Origin of the sequence: Streptomonospora arabica, assembly GCF_039531585.1 — a bacterium.
Taxonomy (GTDB): domain Bacteria; phylum Actinomycetota; class Actinomycetes; order Streptosporangiales; family Streptosporangiaceae; genus Streptomonospora; species Streptomonospora halophila.
The window spans coordinates 502876-521009 of record NZ_BAAAQI010000001.1; the positions used below are offsets into that span (position 1 = coordinate 502876).

An 18134-nucleotide genomic window follows, 5' to 3' on the forward strand; every position below is an offset into this window, starting at 1 on the left:
CTCCGCTCTCGGCACCCGGGCCGGGCCCGCCTCCCCGGCGGCCCGTTGCGGGCCTCAGCCCAGCAGGTGGGCGTTGACCTCGCGGGCCTCCCGGGCCAGCGCCGCATCCTCGACGACCGTGCGGCCGGCGCCGCGCAGCCGCTCCACGCCCTCGGCGTGGGCGAAAAGCGCCGGCTCGCGCCAGGCGATCACCACGCGCGGAATCGGCGTGGCGAGGATCAGGTCGGTGCAGGGGCTGGGGCGCGACGTGCGCTCCGTGCAGGGCTCCAGCGAGCTGTAGAGGGTCGCCGAGACCAGCCGCGGGTCGTCGGCGTCCACCGCGCGCAGCGCGGCCTCCTCGGCGTGCTCGTGCGGGTCGTCGCGGCGGGAGTAGCCCTCGGCGATGACACCGCCCCAGGCGTCGACGACCACGGCGCCGACGGAGTAAGCGGTCTCGGAGGGCGGGCACCGGCGCGACAGGGCGATCGCGCTGCGCAGCCAGTGGCGGTCGGCCTCGCCGGGTTCGGGGCCGGTGCCGGGCCGCAGGCCGCAGGCGCGGGGCGAGGCGGGCGGCTTCATCGTCGGGACTCCGTGGTCTGGGGCAGGTAGCGCAGGATCGCCATGTCGCCGAGGGCGCGCGCCTCGGCGAGGCGCATGGGGTGGTCCGGGCCGTCGGCGAACGCGCCCGGTCCCACGAAGCGCGGCGCGTCGGCGTCGCCCACGAGGAAGGGCGCCACGGCGACCCGCAGCTCGTCGGCGAGGCCTTCGGTCAAGAAGCGGGTGTGCACGCCGGTACCGCCCTCGACGAGCAGCCGCTCGACGCCGCGCGCGGCGAGGTCGGCGAGGACCGCGCCGAGGCCGCGGCCGGCCTCGACGATTTCGGCGCCGCCGCCCGCCTCGGCGAAGCGGCGCACCGCGTCGCGGTGGGCGGCCGAGCCGACGTAGACCAGCGTGGCGGCGTCGCCGGTGGTGAACACGCATGCAGCGGGGTCGACGCCGCCGCGCTCGCTGAGCACGACCTTGACCGGGTCGGCGGCGCGCCCCTGGGCGAGGCGCCGCGACCGCCGCTCCGGGGAGCGCACGAGAAGGCGGGGGTCGTCGCTGCGGACGGTGCCCGCGCCGACGAGGATGGCGTCGCAGCCCGCCCGCAGCTCGTCGACCTCGTCGAAGTCCTCGGGCGAGGACAGCCGCAGCCGCTCGGGGCCGGAGTCGTCGATCCGGCCGTCCAGCGACACCGCGCAGCTGAGCAGCGTGTAGGGGCGGGGCATGCCGCCAGCCTAGCGCCCCGCCCCGTCCCACCCGCCATCCGGACTCCGCCACCACCTGCGACGACGCAACCGGTCACGTAGATCACACCATCTCGCTCCCGCACCCCCGCCACGCGCACTCGGGAACTCCCCCGGCGAGCAGGGCGAACCCGCCCTTCCGCAGGTGTGCCGCCGCGCGTGGGTGCGCCGTGGCTGGGAGGTCGCGGCGGCGGTGTCGGGGCATTCCGAGTGTGGAGCAAGGCGGCCTTGCGGTCGCCGGCCGGTTGTTGCATTCGTGCAGGCGGACGCGAGCGGGGCCCGCCCGGTGCTGCTGGCCGTCGACCGGAACGGTCGCCGACGGCGTCCGGGCGGCCCCCGCCGGGCGCGTCCTAGAACGGGTAGCGCTGGATCTCGCTTTGCATGGTGACCCACTGGGTCTCGGTGAAGGCCTCCAGGTTGGCGCGGGTGCCGCCGAAGCGGGCGCCGGTGCCCGAGGCGCGGACGCCGCCGAAGGGCGCCACCGCCTCGTCGTCGACCGTCTGGTCGTTGATGTGCACGATGCCGGTCGGGATGCGGTCGGCCAGTTCCATGCCGCGCATGGGGTTGCCGGTGAGGATGCCCAGCGACAGGCCGTAGTCGCTGGCGGCGGCGATCTCGGCGGCCTCGTCCAGCGTGGAGAACCGGATGACCGGCGCCACCGGGCCGAAGACCTCCTCGTGGAAGGCCGGGGTGTCGCGGGTGACCCCCTCCAGCACCGTGGGCCGGTAGAACTGGGCGTCGTAGGTGCCGCCGGCGCGGACCCGGGCGCCGGCTTCCACGCTGCGGGTGACCAGGTCGTGCACGCGGTCGCGCTGGCCCACGTCGATGATCGGGCCCAGCGCGGTGCCCTCCTGCTCGGGGTCGCCCACGGTCAGCGCGTCGGCCTTGGCCGCGAGCTTCTCCACGTAGGCGTCGGCCAGCGACTCGTGCACAAGGTGGCGCCCGGTCGTCATGCAGATCTGGCCCTGGTGCAGGAAGGAGCCCCAGGCGCCGACCGACGCGGCGCGGTCGACGTCGGCGTCGTCCAGCACGACCAGCGGCGAGTTGCCGCCCAGCTCCAGGTGTGCGCGCTTGAGGTGGCGGCCGGCCGCCTCGCCGACCTTGCGCCCGGCCGCGGTGGAGCCGGTGAAGGAGATGACGGCGATGTTGGAGTCGGCCACCAGCTGCGCGCCGGCCTCGGCTCCGCCGGGCAGCATCTGCAGCACGCCGTCGGGCAGGCCGGCCTCGCGGAACACCTCCGCGATCACGGCGCCGCCCGAGACCGCGGTGCGGGGATCGGGCTTGAGCACGACGGCGTTGCCCAGGGCCAGCGCCGGCGCGACGGAGCGCATGCCCAGGATCAGCGGGAAGTTGAACGGGGCGATGACGCCGACGACTCCCACCGGCACCCGCCGGGCCAGGCTCAGCCGCGGCTGGGCGCTGCGCAGCACCTCTCCGGTGGGCTGGGAGGCCAGGGCGGCGGACTCGTAGGCCTCGGTGACCGCCAGGTGGACCTCGAAGCCCGCCTTCCCGGTCGCCGAACCGGCCTCTCGCCGCAGCCAGGAGGCGATCTCGTCGGCCTCCTCCTCGAACTTGGCGGCGGCCCGCCGCAGTACGGCGGCCCGCTCCTCGAACGAGGCCGCGGCCCAGTCCTTCTGGGCGGCGGCGGCGCGCTCGGCCGCCTCGGCCACGTCGGCGGCTCCGGCCGACCCGATCCGGCCCAGCTCGGTTCCGGTGGTGGGCGAGGTGACCGGGGCGTCGCCCTGAGCGGGCTGCCAGGACCCGGTGAAGACGTTGCCGCGCCATTCGCGGTCGTTGAGCAGTGTCATGGTTGGCTCCTTGCGCGTCGAACGGATGAGGGGCCGGGCGGCGCCGGCGGCGGTCCGCCGTCGCCGTCCGCAGGGTCCGGCGGCGGGCGGCGCCTCCGCCGCCCGCCGGGTTCGTGAACAGCCGCCCGGCCCGCCGGTGCTCGGCGCCGTGCCCGCGGCGGCTACTCCTTGCCCGCCTCCTGCGGCTGCGCTGCGCCGGGCTGGGAGGCGTTGCGGATCTCGGCGTAGATGCGCGTGCGCAGCTCGGCGAAGCGGTGCTCGCCGCGGGTGTTGATCTGGTCGCGCTCGTCGGCCAGGTCGATGGACACGTCGTCCTGGATGACCGTCGGCGAGGACGACATCACCAGGACGCGCTGGCCCAGGTAGACCGCCTCGTCGATGTCGTGGGTGACGAACAGGACCGTCATCGAGAACCGCTTCCACAGTGTGCGGATGAGGTCCTCCAGGTCGGCCCGGGTCTGGGCGTCCACTGCGGCGAAGGGCTCGTCCATCAGCAGCACGCGCGGCTCGTAGGCGATCGCGCGGGCGATGGCGACGCGCTGCTGCATGCCGCCGGAGAGCTGCCAGGGGTAGGCGTCGGCCGACTTGAGCAGGCCCACGGCGTCCAGCGCCTCGTCGCTCAGCTCGCGGCGGCGCTTGGCGGGCAGCCGCTTCTCCTTGAGCGGCAGCTCCACGTTCTGGCGCACCCGCAGCCAGGGGAACAGGCTGCGGCCGTACTCCTGGAAGACCACCGCCATGTCCGGCGGAGGCCCGGTGACCGACGTGCCGGCCAGCACGACGCTGCCGCTGGTGGGGCGCATCAGTCCGGCGATGCACTTGAGCAGCGTCGTCTTGCCGCAGCCGGACGGTCCGACCAGGCAGGCCAGCTCCCCGTCGCCGAGGTGGAAGGTCAGGTCGCGAAGCGCCTCGACCTCGCCGTGCTGACCCGGGTAGATCTTCTGCAGTCCGGTGACATCGAGCATGTGGGCCTTCTTATGCGCAGCGGCGGTCTGTTCCGCCGGTGCGGTCGATGTGGTCGCCATGGTTCGCTCACTCCCCGCGCGCCGCGGCGCGCGTTCCGTTGTACCAGCTCAGCACCTTGCGCTCGACGAGGCCGAAGACCACGGAGAGCAGGAACCCCAAAAGCCCGAGCAGCAGGATGCCGCTCCACATCTCGGGGATGGCGAAGGTGCGCTGGAACTGGATGATGGTGTAGCCCAGCCCGCTGCTGCTCGCGAACATCTCGCTGATGACCATCAGGATGATCGCGATCGACAGGCCCTGGCGCATGCCCGCCATGATCTGCGGACTGGCCGAGCGCAGCACCAGCGTGGTCAGCCAGCGCCGGCCCCGGATCCCGTAGCAGCGGCAGGTGTCGACCAGCACCGGGTCCACGGCCCGTACGCCCTCGATGGTGTTGAGCAGGATCGGCCAGATGCAGCCGGAGACGATCACCAGGAGCTTCATCGTGGTGCTGACGCCGACGAACAGCATCAGCAACGGGACCAGCACCGGCGGGGGGATGGCGCGGAAGAACTCCAGGACGGGTTCGAGCAGGGCGCGGATGCGCGCGGACAGCCCGAGCACCACACCCAGGCCGACGCCCAGGACGACGGCCAGGGCGAAGCCGCCGAAGAGCCGCCCGACGCTGGGCAGCACGTCTTCGAGCAGCCGCTCGGTCCCCCAGACCTCGACGAACGTGGCGGCGATCTCCCCGGGTGTGGGCAGGTAGTACACGCCCGAGACCAGGCTGGCGACCCACCACGCGCCGATGAGCACCGCCGGCAGCAGCAGGATGTGCAGGGCGCGCATCGCAGCGCGGCCGGCGCCTCCGGCGGTGCGTGCGGTCGTTGTCGCGGCGCTCACGCGATCTCCTCTCCGCGGACCGAGGTGTGCCAGCGCAGCGCACGCCGCTCCAGTGCGCGCACGCCGACGTTGACGGCGACGCCGAGGGCGCCGGTGGCGATGATGAGCGCGTAGACCAGCGCGGTGGCGTCGCTGTTCTTGGCGACGGAGATCTGCTGGCCCAGGCCGGGCGTGCCGATGATCAGCTGTCCGGTGATGGTCAGGATCAGCGCGACGGCCGCTCCCAGCCGCAGTCCCGTCAGCATGTAGGGAAGCGCCGAGGGCCAGGCGACGTAGCGCAGCCGCGCCATGCGCCCCAGTCCGTAGGAGCGGGCGGTCTGCTCGGCGACGGGGTCGATGTCGGCGACGCCGTACAGCACCTGGATGTAGATCTGCCAGAACGCGGCGTAGACCACCAGCAGCAGGGTGGAGGCCATGTCGGTGCCGTAGAGCAGGATGGCCAGCGGGATGAGCGCGACGGAGGGGATGGGCCGCAGGAACTCCACCGTCGAGGAGGTGAAGGCCCTCAGCACCGGGACCGAGCCGACGACGAACCCGAGCACGACGGCCGCGGCGAAGGCCATGCCCAGGCCGATCGCCCACGTCATGACGGTGTCGCCCACCGCGGTCCAGAACTCGGGCAGCGCCAGCCGCTCGCCGAGCGTGGCGAGCACCTCCGAGGCCGGCGGAAGGTAGCGGGCGGGGACGACCCCCAGACGCGGCACCGCTTCCCAGACCAGCAGGAAGCCGACCACTCCGACGGTCCCCAGCAGCGCGCGGTTGGGCGGGCGCCGCGCGGCACGGGGGCGTCCCCCCGCCCCGGAGGGACGGGCGGGGGGACGCGCGGTGGTGGTATCAGCCGTCATTGGAACAGCTTGTCCATGTCGGGCTGCTTCTCGATGACGCCGTCGTGCATCATCAGGTCGGCGATCGACTGCGCGGGCTTCTTGTAGCCGTCGGTGGGCCAGCGCGGCAGGCGGATCTTCTCGATGGTGGCGGAGTCCATCTCGGTGTACTCGCCGAGGATGCGGCGCACCTCGTCGGGGTTCTCCTCGGCGTAGGTGAGGGACTCGTTGACGGCGGCGGTGAAGTTGTCCACCAGCTCCGGGTCCTGGTTGACGATCTGCTCGGTGGTGAAGTAGTAGGCCACCGAGAGGTTGGGGTCGGCGTCGACGAAGTTCGAGGCGACCTCGGTCGCGCCGTTGTTCAGCGAGGCGGTCAGGAACGGCTCGACGACCCAGGCGGCGTCGACGTCGCCCCGCTCCAGCGCGGCGGGCATCTCCGGGAAGGGCAGCTCGACGAACTCGACGGTGTCGGAGTCGCCGCCGGCCTTGCGGATGGAGTTGCGGACGGTGGTGTCGCCGATGTTCTCCAGGTTGTTCACGGCGATCGTCTTGTCTTCGAGGCCCTTGGCGTCGGAGATGTCACTGCCCTCGGGCACCACGACGCCGCCGAAGTCGGCGCCCTGCTCGCCGGTGCTCGTCACGCCGTTGGCGACGATCGTCAGCGGCAGGTCGTTGCTGCGTCCGACGATGATCGAGGTGATGTTGCCGAAGGCGAAGTCGAACTCGCCGGAGACGACGCTGGGCACAGCCTGGGCACCGCCGGTGGTGTTCTGGATCTCCATGTCGATGCCGTGCTTCTCGAAGATGCCCTGGTCCAGGCCGAGGTGCAGGGGCGCGACGTCGACGATGGGGATCGCTCCGACCTTGATCTTCTGGGGGCCGCCGCTGTCGCCGCCGCCGCCGTCCTGGCCACCGCCGCAGGCTGTACTCGCGAGCAGCGTGACCGCGGCGGCGGCCGCGGGGAGGATCATCCGGCGCATGTTGGGTCTCCTGGTGGGTGATTTGTCGGGCACGCGCCGCTCATCGGGCGCGGGTGGGGTACTCCCGGGTGGGTCATCCCCAGACTTCGGCGGCGGTCTCGACGATCAGCCGCAGCTTCGCGACCTGCTCGTCGTAGGTGAGGTCGTTGCCTTCGAAGGTGCTGGAGAATCCGCACTGCGGTGCGAGGCAGAGCTGCTCGAGCGGGATGTAGCGGCTCGCCTCTTCAATGCGGCGTTTGAGGTCGTCCTTGCTCTCCAGGGCACCGCGCTTGGTGGTGACCAGTCCGAGGACCACGTACTTGCCCTCGGGGACGAAGCGCAAGGGTTCGAACCCGCCGGAGCGGGCGTCGTCGAACTCCAGGAAGAAGCCGTCGACGCCGAGCGAGCCGAACAGCTCCTCGGCGACGAAATCGTAGCCGCCTTCGGCCACCCACGAGGAGCGGAAGTTGCCCCGGCACATGTGGGTGGTGACGCGCATGCCCTCGGGACGGCCGGCGAGGGCGGCGTTGATCTGGGAGATGTAGCGGCGGTGGATGCTGTCGCCGTTGTCGCCGCGCTCGTCGATCATGGTGCGCTGGCGCGGGTCGTTGAGGTAGGCGAGGCTGGTGTCGTCGAGCTGGAGGTAGGTGCAGCCCAGCTCGCCCATCCGGCGGAGCTGCTCGGCGTAGGCGGCCGACAGGTCGTGCCAGAACTCCTCGGCGTCGGGGTAGACGGCGGGGTCGATGGAGGCCTGCCCGCCGCGGTAGTGGACCATGCTCGGCGAGGGGATGGTCAGCTTGGGCGTGCCGGTGGAGACCGTGTCGCGCAGGAAGGCGAAGTCGTCGGCGAAGATCGTGTGCTCCAGCCCGATCTTGCCGCTCACCTGCAGGGCGGCGGGGGTGAACTCGATGTCGCCCTGCTCGTTGTGGAAGGTGACCTGCATGTCGCCCGCGGCCTTGGTGATGCCGCCGAGCTGGTAGATGAAGTCCATGTGCCAGGAGGCGCGGCGGAACTCGCCGTCGGTGGCCGTGGAGAGGCCGACCTCCTCCTGCATGCGCACGACGTCGCGGACGGCGTCGTCCTCGATGCGGCGCAGTTCGTCGGCGCTCAGTGCGCCCTCGGCGTGGCGGGCGCGGGCGTCGAGCAGGTGCCGCGGACGCAGCAGACTGCCGACGTGGTCGGCTCGGAAGGGCGGTCGTTCTAGGCGGCTGGAAGATGGGGTCATGGTCTCGCCGGTCTCCCTTCGGTCGTGCGTGCGAACCGGCGCGGAGAGAGTCTCCTGCGCTCGGCGCCGGGGCCCACTCGCCTGCCGACCGCTGCGCTGTGCCCGGGTCGGGCTCCGCGGCGGGCGGGCCGCTGCGCGGCGATGCGCCGACGCGCGACGAAGGCCCCGATCGCCCGCCGCTGCGGGCGAACAACTGCGATCGAGTGCCTGTGCACCGTATCGCATCCGCCAGCACCTGTACGAGATACGAACACGCGTTCTTCGAGCGAACATAAGTGACGGTGATCACCCACGTCAACCCCCATATTCCGGATACCAGAACCGGCCGTGTGCGTCGCCACCTGGGGACTCTCTTGTGCGGTATGAGAACATCCCCCTAGGCGCAGAAACGCGGGGCGGCGCAGCGCGCACTCCGCGTTCGCCGCGCGCCCCCGCAGACCGAAGGGAAAAGACATGAGCACGGACCTCACCGAGCCCGGCGCCCAGCCCAAAGGCGAGCACTACGTGCAGTCGCTGGAGCGCGGTCTGGCCGTGATACGCGCGTTCACCGCACAGACCCCCACGATGACACTCAGCGAGGTGGCGCGAGGGACCGGGCTGACCCGCGCGGCGGCCCGGCGCTTCCTGCTCACGCTGACCGACATGGGCTACGTGCGCACCGACGGCCGGCTGTTCTCGCTGACACCGCGGGTGCTGGAGCTCGGCTACGCCTACCTCTCCTCCGCGGGGCTGCCCGAGGTCGTCCAACCGCACCTGGAGCGCCTGGCCGCCGAGCTGCACGAGTCCTCGTCGGTCTCGGTGCTCGACGGCGGCGACGTCGTCTACGTCGCCCGGGTGTCGACCTCGCGCATCATGAACGTGGCGATCAACGTCGGCACCCGGTTCCCCGCCTACGCCACCTCGATGGGGCGCGTGCTGCTCGCGGGCCGCCCGGCGGAGGAGCTGGACGACTACCTGGACAACACCGAGCCGGCGCGGCTGACCGCCTACACGGTGACCACGGCGGGCCGGCTGCGCGCGGAGATCGAGCGGGTGCGCAACCAGGGCTGGGCGCTGGTCGACCAGGAACTGGAGGAGGGGCTGCGCTCGGTGGCGGCCCCCGTCCGCGACCGCGACGGCCGCGTGGTGGCCGCGGTCAACGTCTCCGCCCACGCCAGCCGCTCCTCGGTGGAGGACATCCGCCGCGACCTGCTGCCGCCCCTGCTCGCCGCCGCCGCGCGCATCGAGGCCGACCTGGAGATCTCCCAGCGGGCCTCGGGCCACCTCTAGCCGACCCGCCTTCCGCCGCCGCACCCCCGCGCTCGGCCAAGCCGCTCCGCCCTGCCGGCGCGCCGCCCCGGCGACGTCCGGCGCACCCGGCACACGGCACCCGCCCGCCGGAGTGCCGCGAAGGCGCCGCCCACCGCGCCCCGACATCCCGTCATCCGACCCCTGCCTCCCTCACCCCACCACCCCTCCGCCGCGGCGGACGCCTGCTCCGCGCGCCGCCCGGCCCCGCGCCGCAGCCCACTCCCGTTCGCCGCAGCTCCCGGCGCCGCGCGCCGCCCGTTAACCCGCTCTTGACCCGTGGGATGACCGTCGGCAATGATGTGCGTATAAAGAACACACATTCGGCATACGAACAGATTTGGACCACATATGATCGTGCCGCTGGACGAGGCTGTGCGCGAACTCGTCGGCGACGGGGACACGGTCGCGCTGGAGGGTTTCACCCACCTGATCCCGGTGGCCGCGGGCCACGAGATCATCCGGCAGGGCCGGCGTGACCTGACCTTGGTCCGGATGACCCCCGACATCGTCTACGACCAGATGATCGGCGCCGGCTGCGCCGCCAAGCTGGTCTTCTCCTGGGGCGGCAACCCGGGCGTCGGCTCCCTCCACCGGTTCCGCGACGCCATCCAGTACGGCTGGCCCCGCCCCCTGGAGATCGAGGAGCACAGCCACGCCGGCATGGCCAACCGCTACGTGGCCGGCGCCTCGGGCCTGCCCTTCGCGGTGCTGCGCGGCTACGCCGGCACCGACCTGGTCGGCCGGACCGACACCATCAGGACGGTCGAGTGCCCCTTCACCGGCGAGCGGCTCGCCGCCGTCCCCGCCCTCAACCCCGACGTCGCGATCGTGCACGCCCAGCGCGCCGACCGCGCGGGCAACGTGCAGCTGTGGGGCATCACCGGCATCCAGAAGGAGGCGGTGCTCGCCGCCGAGCGCTCGCTGGCCACCGTCGAGGAGGTCGTCGACGAGCTCGAACCGGTCCCCGGCCAGGTGATCCTGCCCTCGCGCGTGGTCACCGCCGTCTCGGAGGCGCCCGGCGGCTCGCGGCCCTCCTACGCCCACGGCTACTACGCCCGGGACAACGGCGCCTACCAGGACTGGGACGCCGTCGGCCGCGACAGGCAGACGTTCCTCCAGTGGCTGGAGGACGAGATGGGCGCCTCGGCCCCGCTGCCCGGAAAGGCAGGATGAGATGACCACAGCGACGGGCTACACCTCCGACGAGATGATGACGGTGGCGGCCGCGCACGCGCTGACCTCCGAGATGGCCTGCTTCGTCGGCATCGGCCTGCCCAGCACCGCGGCGAATTTGGCCTGCCGCACGCACGCGCCGGGGCTGTGGATGATCTACGAGTCCGGCACACTGGGCACGCGCCCCGACACGCTGCCGCTGTCCATCGGCGACGGCGTGCTCGCCGAGAGCGCCGACACCGTGGTCTCGGTCCCCGAGGTGTTCAACTACTGGCTGCAGCCCGGCCGGATCGACGTCGGGTTCCTCGGCGCGGCCCAGATCGACCGCTACGCCAACATCAACACCACCGTCATCGGCGACTACGCCGACCCCAAGGTCCGCCTGCCGGGCGCCGGCGGCGCACCGGAGATCGCGGCCTCCTGCCGCGAGGTCGTGGTGATCGCCCGCCAGAGCACCCGCGCCTTCGTCGACCGGGTGGACTTCGTGACCTCGGTCGGCCACGGCCGCGGCCCCGGCGACCGCGACAGCCTGGGGCTGACCGGCGCTGGCCCCACCCGCGTCATCACCGATCTCGGCGTGCTCAAGCCCGACCCCGCCACCCGCGAGCTGACCCTCGTCCAGCTGCACGCCGGCGTCACCGTCGACGAGGTCCGCGCCGCCACCGGCTGGGAGCTGGCCGTCTCGCCGGACCTGGCCGCCACGCCCGAGCCCACGGCCGAGGAGCTGTCGGTGCTGCGGTCGCTGACCGCGCGCGGGTAGACCGGAAACGAGGGGGGCGGCGCCCCGAGAGGCGGACGGGGGCTGATAGTCAATGACCCGTCGGCAAAGGCGGCCACCGACCGCGCCGGCCGGCTTTGCCTCCGCGCGGCGGCGCTCCCCGCAAGCACAGGAAAGGCCCGCAATGACCGACGTATTCGTCCTGGACGCGGTGCGCACCCCCTTCGGCAGGCACGGGGGCGCCCTCGCCGGGGTGCGCCCCGACGACCTCGCCGCCCACGCCGTGCGCGGCCTCGTCGAGCGCTCGCCCGGGCTCGACCCCGCCGGCATCGACGACATCTACTTCGGCGACGCCAACGGCGCCGGCGAGGACAACCGCGACGTCGCCCGCATGGCGGCGCTGCTGGCCGGGCTGCCCACCTCCGTGCCCGGCGCCACCCTGAACCGGCTGTGCGGGTCCGGCCTGGAGGCCGTGATCGCCGCGAACCGGGCGGTGGCGGTGGGTGACGCGTCGCTGGTGCTGGCCGGCGGCGTGGAGTCGATGAGCCGCGCCCCCTGGGTGCTGCCCAAGCCCGCCAAGGGCTTTCCCGCCGGCCACGAGACGCTGCACTCCACCACGCTGGGCTGGCGCATGGTCAACCCGGCGATGCCGCAGGAGTGGACGGTCTCGCTGGGCGAGTGCACCGAGCAGATCGCCGAGCTGTACGGCATCGAGCGCTCCGAGCAGGACGCGTTCGCCCTGCGGAGCCACACCAACGCCGCCCGCGCCTGGGAGAAGGGCGTCTTCGACGCCGAGATCGTGCCGGTGCCCGGCGTGGAGCAGGCGCGCGACGAGAGCATCCGCGAAACCTCGCTGGAGAAACTCGCGGGCCTCAAGCCGGCGTTCCGCGCCGACGGCACCGTCACCGCCGGAAACTCCTCGCCGCTCAACGACGGCGCGGCCGCGCTGCTGATCGGCGACGAGGCGGCGGCCTCGGCCACCGGCGCCACTCCCCTGGCCCGCATCGTCAGCCGCGGCGTCGCCGCCGTCGAGCCGCACCGCTTCGGCGTCGGCCCCGTCGAGGCCGCCGAGACGGCGCTGTCCCGCGCCGGCATCGGCTGGGACGACCTCTGCGCGGTCGAGCTCAACGAGGCCTTCGCTGCGCAGTCGCTGGCCTGCCTGCGGCTGTGGCCCGGCCTGGACCCGGAGATCGTCAACCCCAACGGCGGCGCCATCGCCATCGGCCACCCCCTCGGCGCATCGGGTGCGCGGATCCTGGGCTCGCTCGCCCACGAGCTGCACCGCCGCGGCGGCGGCTGGGGGCTCGCCGCGATCTGCATCGGCGTGGGCCAAGGCCTCGCCGTGGTGCTGCACGCCTGATGACGCGCAGCGGGGCCCGCAGCGGGCCCGCCCCCACACCAGTTCCCTCTGAGGGAGGAGGCACAGGAGCCATGAGCACCGACCCGGGCGCCGGCGCGGTCCCGCCGGCGGGGTACCTGCGCGATCACGAGGTGCACCCGCCGCTGGACTATCCCGGATACCGCAGCACCGCGCTGCGCCACCCCAAGCGGCGGCTGCACCTTCTCCCGCACCTGCTAACCGAGGTCACCGGTCCGCTGCTGGGCGAGGACCGCATCGGCGAGACCGACAACGACCTCACCCGCCAGCACGCCGAGGAGCCGCAGGGCCAGCGCATCATCGTGCACGGCCGGGTCCGCGACGGCGACGGGCGGCCCGTGCCCCACACGCTGATCGAGATCTGGCAGGCCAACGCCGGCGGGCGCTACCGCCACACCGGCGACAACTGGCCCTGCCCCCTGGACCCCAACTTCACCGGCGTGGGGCGCACCCTCACCGACGCACAGGGCCGCTACCGCTTCGTCACCATCCAGCCCGGCGCCTACCCCTGGAAGAACCACGACAACGCCTGGCGGCCGGCCCACATCCACTTCTCCCTGTTCGGGCGCGCCTTCACCCAGCGCCTGGTCACGCAGATGTACTTCCCGGGGGACCCGCTGTTCTTCCAGGACCCGATGTGGAACTCCATCCCGGACGAGAAGGCCCGGGAGCGCCTCGTGGCGCGGTTCGACTACGCCAACACCGCGCCGGAGTGGGCGCTGGCCTACGAGTGGGACATCGTGCTGCGCGGGCGCGAGTCCACCGTCTTCGAGTCGGAAGTGGACGACGACTGATGAGCACTGCGCACGGGACGACTCCGTCCCAGACCGTCGGCCCCTACCTGCACATCGGACTGCCCTGGCCGGACGGCCCCTTCGCCCTCGCCGAAGGCGCCGAAGGCGGCGTCTGGATCCGCGGCACCCTCTACGACGGTGCGGGCGCGCCCGTGCCCGACGGCCTGATCGAGACCTGGCAGGCCGACCCCGACGGACGGTTCGACCACCCCGACGACCCGCGCGGCGCCCAGGCGTGGCCGGACTTCCGCGGGTTCGCCCGCAGCGAGACCGACCCCGAGGGCCGGTTCCGGATCCACACCCTCAAGCCCGGCCCGGTACCGGGCGCGGACGGCGGCGTGCAGGCGCCGCACATCGACGTCTCGGTTTTCGCGCGCGGGATGCTCAACCGCACCGTCACCCGCATCTACTTCCCCGAGGAGGCCGCGGCCAACGCCGCCGACCCCGTGCTGTCGACGCTGTCGGAGGCCGAGCGCGCCACGATCGTCGCCCGACCCGCCGAGGACGGCTACCGCTTCGACATCCGCCTGCAGGGAGACGATGAGACGGTCTTCTTCGACATCTGACCGGCGGTGGTGGCGGATGCGGGGCGAGCAGGCAGGCGGACACGCGCGCCGCGCCGCCCGCGGAGGGGTACGGGCGGCGCGGCGGCGGGAAGAAGGGAAGGACCCGTGAGCGAGGACGACGGAGCGGTCGGCGGCCTCTACGGCGGAATCTTCGGCCGCGGCGGCATCGGCGCCGAGACCGGCGACGGGGCGTGGCTGCGTGCGCTGCTGGACGCCGAGGCGGCGCTGGCCCGCGCCCACGCCCGGGTGGGTCTCGTGCCCTCCGACCACGCGGCGGCGATCACCGCCGCCTGCGTCCCGGAGAACTTCGACGCCCACGCGCTGGGCGCGGCCGCGGCCGGCTCGGGCAACCCGGTGGTGCCGCTGGTGGCCGAGCTGACCCGGCAGGTGGGCGGGGACGCCGCCCACCGCATCCACTACGGGGCCACCAGCCAGGACATCATGGACACCGCGGCGATGCTCGTCAGCCGGCGGGCGGGCGCGGTCATCGCCGGGCACGCCGGCTCGGCGGCCGATCGGCTGGCCGCACTGGCCGACGAGCACCGCGAGACGGTGATGGCCGGGCGCACCCTGCTCCAGCAGGCGCTGCCCACCACCTTCGGTCTGGTGGCGGCGGGCTGGCTGGCGGGGCTTGAGGACTCCGCCCGGCACCTGGCCGGCGTGCTGGAGCGGCGGGCCGCCGCCCAGCTGGGCGGTGCGGCCGGCACGCTGGCCTCCCTCGGCGCCCAAGGCCCGGCGGTCGTCGCGGCCTTCGCCGACGAGGTGGGGCTGGCCGAGCCGGACCTGCCCTGGCACACCGAGCGCGGCCGCGTGGCCGACGTCGCGGCCGCCCTGGGCCGGGTGTGCGGCGCCGCGGGCAAGGCGGCCGGCGACGTCGTGCTGCTGGCCCAGACCGAGGTCGGCGAGGTCGAGGAGGTCGCCGGCGCGGGCGTGGGCGGGTCGTCGACGCTGCCGCACAAGCGCAACCCGATCGCCGCCGTCTCGGCCGCCGCCTGCGCCGAGCAGGCGCCCGGCCTGGTCTCGACGCTGTTCGCCGCCCAGGTGCAGCAGCACCAGCGGGCGGCCGGGCCCTGGCACGCCGAGTGGCCGGCGCTGTCGCGGCTGCTGGAGGCGACGGGGTCGGCCGCCGCCTGGCTGGACACCTCGCTGGAGCGGCTCGCGGTGCGGCCCGAGGCCATGCGGGCCAACCTGGCCGCCACCGGCGGCTTCCCCATGGCCGAGCGTGTCACCACCGATCTTGCCCCCGAGCTGGGCCGGGCGCAGGCGCACGAGAAGGTGCGCGAGGCCTGTGCGGAGGCGGCGCGGAGCGGCCGGGACCTCGCGGAGGTGCTCGCCGCCCACCTGGACGGCCTCCGCGACCGCGGTCAGGTCGACGCGCTGCTCGACCCGGCCGGCTACCTGGGGTCGGCGCCCGCGATGGTCGAACAGGCGCTGGCCGCCCACCGCGCCGCAGCCACCGAGTCCAACGGAGGGAGGACGGATTGAGCGTCGAGGTGCACCATGCCGTCCAGGGGCCGCCCGATGCGCCCCTGCTCGTCCTGTCGGGGTCGCTGGGCAGCACCCGGGAGATGTGGCGGCCCCAGGTCGAGGCGCTGGCCGGCCGCTTCCGCGTCGTCGCCTACGACACCCGCGGGCACGGCCGCTCTCCGGCGCCCCCCGGCCCCTACAGCCTGGCCGACCTGGGGGGCGACGTGCTGCGGCTCCTCGACCGCCTCGGTGCCGAGCGCGCCCACTTCGCCGGACTGTCGCTGGGCGGGATGACCGGGATGTGGCTGGCCGCGCACGCGCCCGAGCGCGTCGACCGGCTGGCGCTGCTGTGCACCTCCGCGGAGCTGGAGCGCGAGGGATGGCGTCAGCGCGCGGCCACGGTGCGCGACCGCGGCGTCGGAGCGGTCGCCGACGGCGTCGTGCAGCGGTGGTTCACGCCCGGCTACGCCGCCGGGCGTCCCCGGCTCGTCGAGCGGATGCGCGCCATGGTGGCCGGCACCTCCGACGAGGGCTACGCCGGCTGCTGCACCGCCATCGAGCGCATGGACCTGCCGCCCGTGCTGCCGCGCATCGCCGCACCGACCCTGGTCGTCGCCGGATCCGAGGACCCCGCCACCCCGCCCGACCACGCCGGGCGGATCGCCGCGGCCGTGCCGGACGCGCGCCTGCACGTGCTCGACGGCGGTGCGCACCTGGCCAGCTGGGAGTGCGCCGAGGAGGTCGACGCCCTGCTGCTCGACCACTTCGGCGCCGCCGGGCCCGAGGGCGGCGGACCCGGCGACGGACCGCGAACCGCAACGGAGAACAGCACATGAGTACCGACGAGACCCGCCGCGCCGCCGGGATGGGGGTGCGCCGCGAGGTGCTGGGCGACGCCCACGTCGACCGCGCCGAAGCCGCCAAGACGGGGTTCACCGAGCCGTTCCAGGACCTCATCACCCGCTACGCGTGGGGCGAGATCTGGACCCGCGAGGGCCTGGACCGCCGCACGCGCAGCTGCATGGTGCTCACGGCCCTGACCGCCAAGGGCCACTGGGACGAGCTGGGCATGCACGTGCGCGCCGCCGTACGCAACGGGCTCGACCGCGACGAGATCGCCGAGGTGTTCCTGCAGGCCGCGATCTACTGCGGCGTCCCAGCGGCCAACAAGGCCTTCGGCATCGCCCAGCGCGTGCTGGACGAGCTCGGGGAACAGAACGGGAACTAGGGATGGGACCCGCCCGCCGTCCCCGTCCCGCCGCCGGCACACCCCGCCTTCGGCCGCGGCCCGCCGCTGCTGCCGCACCGGATTCGGCGGGCGCCTTTGCGCTCGGCCGTGAACAACGCCCCACCCGCTTTCTCCTGTCTCCCGTCTCCTGTTCTCCTGCTTCTCCTGTTCTCCTGCTTCTCCTGCTTCTCCTGCTTCTCTTAGAAGGGAGGAAAGCGGCGCGACGGCCCGGTCCCCGCACGACCGGACCCTCCGGCGCGCCGCGGACCCGATCATGCGCACCACAGTCGCCATCATCGGAGCAGGCCCCGCCGGCCTGTTCCTGTCACACCTGCTGCACCTGCACGGCGTCGACTCGGTCGTGCTGGAGCGCCGCGACCGCGACTACTGCGAGCGGCGCCAGCGCGCGGGTGTCGTCGAGCACGGCGTGGCCGAGGCGCTGCGCGAGTCGGGGCTGGGCCGGCGGATGGACCGCGAGGGGTTCCGCCACGATGGCATCGAGCTGCGGTTCGACGGGCGCGGCCACCGCATCGACTTCCCCGACCTGACCGGCCGCCACGTGATGATCTGGGCCCAGACCGAGATCGTCAAGGACCTGATCGCCCGGCGCCTGGCCGACGGCGGGCAGATCCTCTTCGAGGCCGAGGCGACGGCGGTCGAGGGCGTCGAGTCCGAGCGGCCGCGCGTCCGCTTCGCCTCTCCCGAGGGGGACGAGGACGTGCTGGAGTGCGACTACGTGGTGGCCTGCGACGGCTTCCACGGGATCGGGCGCACCAGCCTGCCCGAGGAGGTCGTCAGCACCTACGACAAGGTCTACCCCTTCGCCTGGCTGGGCATCCTCGCCGACGTGCCGCCCTCCTGCGACGAGCTGATCTACGCCCGCCACGAGCGCGGGTTCGCGCTGCACAGCATGCGCTCGGAGACGGTCAGCCGGCTCTACCTGCAGGTGCCCGCCGAGACCGACACCGCGGCGTGGTCCGACGACCGCATCTGGTCGGAGCTGGCCGCGCGCTTCGAGCTCGCCGACGGCGCCTGGAAGCTGGGCACCGGCCCGATCACCGACAAGAGCATCACGCCGATGCGCAGCTTCGTCACGGAGCCGATGCGCCACGGGCGGCTGTTCCTGGCCGGGGACGCCGCGCACATCGTGCCGCCCACCGGCGCCAAGGGGCTGAACCTGGCGATGCGCGACGTGATGCTGCTGGCCGAGGGCCTGCGCCGCCGATACGCCGAGGGGGACACCGCCGGACTGGACGCCTACTCCGACACCGCGCTGCGGCGGGTGTGGCGCGCCGAGCACTTCTCGTACTGGATGACGTCGCTGATGCACACCGACCCGGCGGCGACGCCGTTCGACAACCGGATGCAGCGGTCCTACCTGGAGCACATCGCGGCGTGCCGCCCGGCCGCCGCGCAGCTGGCCGAGAACTACACCGGCCTGCCCGAGGTCTGACCGCCGCGCAGGCGCGCGCAGCACCCGCGCGGCAGCGGCGGCGCGGCGCGGGCGCCGGGGCGCGCGGAGGCGCCGACCGCCCGCCCCGGGGCGGCAAGCGGGATGCGCCGGGCTGAGCCGCGACTCGTCCGCGGGCCGCGC

Annotated in this window: 18 protein-coding genes; 10 read left to right on the forward strand and 8 right to left on the reverse strand. The window is 73.6% G+C overall.

The window, feature by feature from the left end; genetic code table 11:
• Window positions 1-54: 54 nt before the first annotated feature.
• The 8 genes from ABD284_RS02175 to ABD284_RS02210 all read right to left on the reverse strand — a co-directional run bounded on the left by ABD284_RS02175 (window position 55) and on the right by ABD284_RS02210 (window position 7926).
• On the reverse strand, window positions 55-558 hold the full coding sequence (locus ABD284_RS02175; protein ID WP_344140385.1) for a cytidine/deoxycytidylate deaminase family protein: 504 nt from the start codon (window positions 556-558) through the stop codon (window positions 55-57).
• A complete protein-coding gene (locus ABD284_RS02180; RefSeq protein ID WP_344140386.1) occupies window positions 555-1247 on the reverse strand; it encodes a RibD family protein in 693 nt (230 codons plus the stop codon). Before ABD284_RS02180 ends, ABD284_RS02175 begins: the two co-directional genes overlap by 4 nt.
• 368 nt (window positions 1248-1615) lie before the next feature.
• Window positions 1616-3073 (reverse strand): aldehyde dehydrogenase family protein, encoded by a 1458-nt coding sequence (locus ABD284_RS02185; protein WP_344140388.1) that lies wholly within the window; start codon window positions 3071-3073, stop codon window positions 1616-1618.
• Between the two features lie 161 nt (window positions 3074-3234).
• Window positions 3235-4035 carry an ABC transporter ATP-binding protein gene (locus tag ABD284_RS02190; protein WP_344140763.1) on the reverse strand — a complete coding sequence of 267 codons (801 nt, stop codon included), beginning with the start codon at window positions 4033-4035 and terminating at the stop codon, window positions 3235-3237.
• 67 nt (window positions 4036-4102) lie between these two features.
• Window positions 4103-4864 carry an ABC transporter permease gene (locus ABD284_RS02195; RefSeq protein ID WP_344140764.1) on the reverse strand — a complete coding sequence of 254 codons (762 nt, stop codon included), beginning with the start codon at window positions 4862-4864 and terminating at the stop codon, window positions 4103-4105.
• Window positions 4865-4914: 50 nt separating this feature from the next.
• A complete protein-coding gene (locus ABD284_RS02200) occupies window positions 4915-5763 on the reverse strand; it encodes an ABC transporter permease (RefSeq protein WP_344140390.1) in 849 nt (282 codons plus the stop codon).
• Entirely contained in the window at window positions 5760-6755 is a 996-nt protein-coding gene (locus ABD284_RS02205) for an ABC transporter substrate-binding protein (RefSeq protein ID WP_344140392.1), read from the reverse strand. Before ABD284_RS02205 ends, ABD284_RS02200 begins: the two co-directional genes overlap by 4 nt.
• A 40-nt stretch (window positions 6756-6795) precedes the next feature.
• Window positions 6796-7926, reverse strand: coding sequence for a 5-methyltetrahydropteroyltriglutamate--homocysteine S-methyltransferase (locus ABD284_RS02210; RefSeq protein WP_344140394.1), 1131 nt, complete (start codon window positions 7924-7926; stop codon window positions 6796-6798).
• A 453-nt stretch (window positions 7927-8379) separates the two neighbouring features.
• Here ABD284_RS02210 and ABD284_RS02215 point away from each other — a divergent pair, with 453 nt between their 5' ends.
• From ABD284_RS02215 to ABD284_RS02260, 10 genes are all read left to right on the forward strand, one after another.
• Window positions 8380-9195, forward strand: coding sequence for an IclR family transcriptional regulator domain-containing protein (locus ABD284_RS02215; RefSeq protein ID WP_344140396.1), 816 nt, complete (start codon window positions 8380-8382; stop codon window positions 9193-9195).
• A gap of 369 nt (window positions 9196-9564) precedes the next feature.
• A complete protein-coding gene (locus ABD284_RS02220; protein WP_344140398.1) occupies window positions 9565-10389 on the forward strand; it encodes a CoA transferase subunit A in 825 nt (274 codons plus the stop codon).
• A gap of 1 nt (window position 10390) precedes the next feature.
• A complete protein-coding gene (locus ABD284_RS02225; protein ID WP_344140400.1) occupies window positions 10391-11149 on the forward strand; it encodes a CoA-transferase subunit beta in 759 nt (252 codons plus the stop codon).
• Between the two features lie 142 nt (window positions 11150-11291).
• Window positions 11292-12467, forward strand: coding sequence for a thiolase family protein (locus tag ABD284_RS02230; protein WP_344140402.1), 1176 nt, complete (start codon window positions 11292-11294; stop codon window positions 12465-12467).
• 71 nt (window positions 12468-12538) lie between these two features.
• The gene (pcaH, locus tag ABD284_RS02235; protein WP_344140404.1) at window positions 12539-13279 is read left to right on the forward strand and encodes a protocatechuate 3,4-dioxygenase subunit beta; all 741 of its coding nucleotides are present in this window, start codon (window positions 12539-12541) and stop codon (window positions 13277-13279) included.
• Entirely contained in the window at window positions 13279-13845 is a 567-nt protein-coding gene (pcaG, locus tag ABD284_RS02240; RefSeq protein ID WP_344140406.1) for a protocatechuate 3,4-dioxygenase subunit alpha, read from the forward strand. The genes pcaH and pcaG overlap by 1 nt, the downstream gene beginning before the upstream one ends.
• A 105-nt stretch (window positions 13846-13950) precedes the next feature.
• Complete coding sequence (pcaB, locus tag ABD284_RS02245) at window positions 13951-15330, forward strand: 3-carboxy-cis,cis-muconate cycloisomerase (protein WP_344140408.1); 1380 nt, start codon at window positions 13951-13953, stop codon at window positions 15328-15330.
• Window positions 15327-16148 (forward strand): 3-oxoadipate enol-lactonase, encoded by an 822-nt coding sequence (gene pcaD, locus ABD284_RS02250; RefSeq protein ID WP_344140409.1) that lies wholly within the window; start codon window positions 15327-15329, stop codon window positions 16146-16148. Before pcaB ends, pcaD begins: the two co-directional genes overlap by 4 nt.
• Entirely contained in the window at window positions 16145-16540 is a 396-nt protein-coding gene (gene pcaC / locus ABD284_RS02255) for a 4-carboxymuconolactone decarboxylase (protein ID WP_344140411.1), read from the forward strand. Before pcaD ends, pcaC begins: the two co-directional genes overlap by 4 nt.
• Window positions 16541-16814: 274 nt before the next feature.
• Complete coding sequence (locus ABD284_RS02260) at window positions 16815-17993, forward strand: 4-hydroxybenzoate 3-monooxygenase (protein ID WP_344140413.1); 1179 nt, start codon at window positions 16815-16817, stop codon at window positions 17991-17993.
• Window positions 17994-18134: the final 141 nt, after the last annotated feature.